Genomic DNA, 2,834 nt, shown 5'->3' with positions numbered 1-2,834 from the left:
GAAACCAGTAAGGGCCAAAGTGGCAACATTTTACATTGCCCGCAGCGAGATTATCACGCCACTTCCGTGGCTCACTTTTGCACTGCCGTTCTCAGTTATGATGATCTCAATCGCCATAGCGAAGCTTTCCAACATTATGCCAAGGGGGCCGCTTTGAAGCGCGCGCTGATCAAGCATGACCCAACGGTGTTCACAAAACTGGTTGATCGGTTAATTGAGACGTTTAGCAAAGAGCGTATCGACGCTCTTCGACAAAGCGCAATCACATCAAGCAGGTCAATATTTGTTCTTGGGATGCCAAGGTCTGGAACTACACTGATTGAAACTATCATCGCCAGCCATCCGAATGTGCATGGCGGCGGTGAGTTGCGCCATTTGCATCGACTGTTGCCAAGCGAGAATGGGCCCGAGGACAAACTTTACCCGCAGATTATGAAAAATGCTGACATATTGGCAATTCAGCGCATTGCAGAAGACTATGATGAATTGGTCGCCGCAATGGCAGGCGAGCATCCGCGTATCACCGACAAGATGCCCGCAAATTTCGTGTTTCTCGGTGCCATTCATGCGCTGATGCCAAACGCCAAGATTATTCACATGGTCCGCGACCCAGTTGATACTTGCCTAAGTTGCTTCACGCGATTGTTCGACAAGGCCCAATACCATTCCTACGATCAAATCGAGTTGGGTACATATTACAACAATTACCGCCGCCTGATGTCTCATTGGCGCGACGTCTTGCCAAAAGATGCGTTTATGGATGTGCGATATGAAAACATCGTCGAAGATTTTGAACCGAATGTTCGCGCCTTGATTGAATGGTGCAATCTCGACTGGAATGAAGCCTGCATGTCCCCTCACAAAACGAAGCGCAGCGTTCGAACCGCGAGTGTTACTCAAGTACGCGAGCCTATTTATAAAACATCTGTAAAAAAGTGGAAAGCCTATCAGAAACAGCTGCAACCTCTTTTGAATACACTCGGGGATAACGCTGAAATATAGTCTACACGTTTCCGGCAACTGAATACCCCCCAGCCTCCTAGGCCCTGGCCCCGTTAAATTGCTTGGGGTCAGGGTAGCTCATTGCTTCACTGGCGGCAGCAAGGGGGGCTGCCATGACCGAGATGATCCTGCTTTCCGAAGACCAGATGGCGCGGATTTCGCCGTTCTTTCCGCTGTCGCACGGGATGCCGCGTGTCGACTCGCGCACCCCATTGCACTATCGGATGTGAAGAGAGCATAGCTGCGCTAAACCTGAAGCTGCTTTGCTGCTTCATAGGCATGATCACATCTGAATGACCCCGATGCAAGCCAACCGATAGAAAGAGCGCCGACCCGATTATCCAGACGATCACCACCCTTTTAAAGCGGTTCACCCACTCGACAGGACCGAACCGGTAGCCGCAGAACACGCAGGAGCGAGTCACTGAGCGCCATACGCGCCTGACCCTGCGAGGGCTAGCCGCCAAGGCATAAACCACCTTCAAATCGACTCTCAGTGAGTCTGCGGGGGTCAGGTGTGAACCTGCTGCGCTTTAGAACAAACACCCAACACCCGGATGATGAACCTCTCGGTATACATTCCGATTGCGCCGTTATGCTTTACAGCGGCACATCATCATAGCCACGCTTTGTCGATGAGACGGCTGCATCCACCTGCATCTTCGCAGCCCCCGACATAACCTGCATAGTGCGCTGAATTTGCGCGTTATAGTCCTTGATAGCCTCAGAGTAAAATTCAGCTTGGACCTTCTGAAGGTCTTCGAGGCTCTTGCAAGCCAGCATCGCCTTTTGCGCTTCAAGATCCCGCTGTATCCGAGACGCCGCGAACTGCATCATTTCTGCCCCAAGATCGGACCATGCTTTCAGTTGCGGGTCGTTCATCGGATTGAACGGCATGTTGCCGAGCATGCCGGCGAAATCGGTAGGTGACTGATCTTTCGTTTTCTTGGTCATTGCGTTTTCCTTTCGTCACTGTTGGGTGAAAACATTACGTCTGAAACGTTCGTGAGGTGAGCTGACTGTCGAGGCGTCTGGTTCAGCGCTGGATGCTCTCAAGATAGGCGAGCAGACCCGCAAGTGCCCTTGGCGTCGGCGTGTAAACGCCATCCAGCTTGACCGGCACCAAATCATCAGCCATCGCACCTCCGAACTGCGGCATCACGCGTGGCGCAGAAGGTCACGCTTGGCGGCGTCCGTCAGGTCCAGCAATTCGATGGTGTGGACCTTTTGGACGGTGTTGGTCCAATTGGTATGGATGCGGATGCGGTCCATATCCGACACGATCAGCAGCGGCGGGTTTTCCAGCGCGATTGCGTACTGGCGCAGTTGGTCAAAGGCGCGGTCAAGGTCTTTGCGCTTGCCTTTGTATTCCCAAGCAAAGCAGTCTTTGCGCCAAACATCGGCCCAGCCTTCGCCGCCGGATGATTTGGATGCGCCTTTTTCAAAGGTGAACCATTCACCTTTGGGGTCGGCTGTGACTGGGTCGGGAATGTCCAACAGGGTGCAAAGGTCGAGGAAATGGCTGTGGGATGCCGTGCGTTCTTTCAGATCAACGTTGCGCCACTTGTCGATAAATTGCTGTGGTGTCATGCGGCTGGTCCCAATTACTTCGCCCGCAGTAAGCCTTGGATGTGGTTTGAAGCCAAGAGGGAATTGTCTGCTTTGTCAAAAGGCCACAATCCGCGCCGCTTTGTCCGCGCGGGATAGAGAGTTTTCAGCCGCGCCGCCGGGGCAGGCTGTCAACGGCAGAGTAAAAGTGAGCCAAAGGGCAGCGCAAAATGTTGCCACTTTGGGGTTGGGATAATCAGCGTATAGACGAGCGCCAGCATCCG

At 53.1% G+C, this 2,834-nt stretch carries 3 protein-coding genes; 1 reads left to right on the top strand and 2 read right to left on the bottom strand.

What is annotated here, in order from left to right:
* Positions 1–1,002: sulfotransferase family protein (locus tag G560_RS19820; RefSeq protein ID WP_211215453.1), on the top strand; the 1,002-nt coding region annotated here is incomplete at its 5' end.
* A gap of 600 nt (positions 1,003–1,602) precedes the next feature.
* Here G560_RS19820 and G560_RS0118040 read toward each other — a convergent pair.
* Together G560_RS0118040 and G560_RS0118030 are read right to left on the bottom strand one after the other, a co-directional pair.
* Positions 1,603–1,956 carry a phasin family protein gene (locus G560_RS0118040; protein ID WP_022705672.1) on the bottom strand — a complete coding sequence of 118 codons (354 nt, stop codon included), beginning with the start codon at positions 1,954–1,956 and terminating at the stop codon, positions 1,603–1,605.
* Positions 1,957–2,160: 204 nt separating this feature from the next.
* Positions 2,161–2,592 (bottom strand): type IIL restriction-modification enzyme MmeI, encoded by a 432-nt coding sequence (locus G560_RS0118030; RefSeq protein ID WP_022705670.1) that lies wholly within the window; start codon positions 2,590–2,592, stop codon positions 2,161–2,163.
* Positions 2,593–2,834: the final 242 nt, after the last annotated feature.

Source organism: Pseudorhodobacter ferrugineus DSM 5888 (assembly GCF_000420745.1).
Classification (GTDB): domain Bacteria; phylum Pseudomonadota; class Alphaproteobacteria; order Rhodobacterales; family Rhodobacteraceae; genus Pseudorhodobacter; species Pseudorhodobacter ferrugineus.
The sequence above is the reverse complement of the archived record's forward strand: the minus strand, read 5'-3'. Positions and strand labels throughout refer to the sequence as shown.

Coding starts and splice junctions, on each gene's coding strand:
- G560_RS0118040 (WP_022705672.1), bottom strand. CDS start 1,956: ATGACCAAGAAAACGAAAGATCAGTCACCTACCGATTTCGCCGGCATG.
- G560_RS0118030 (WP_022705670.1), bottom strand. CDS start 2,592: ATGACACCACAGCAATTTATCGACAAGTGGCGCAACGTTGATCTGAAA.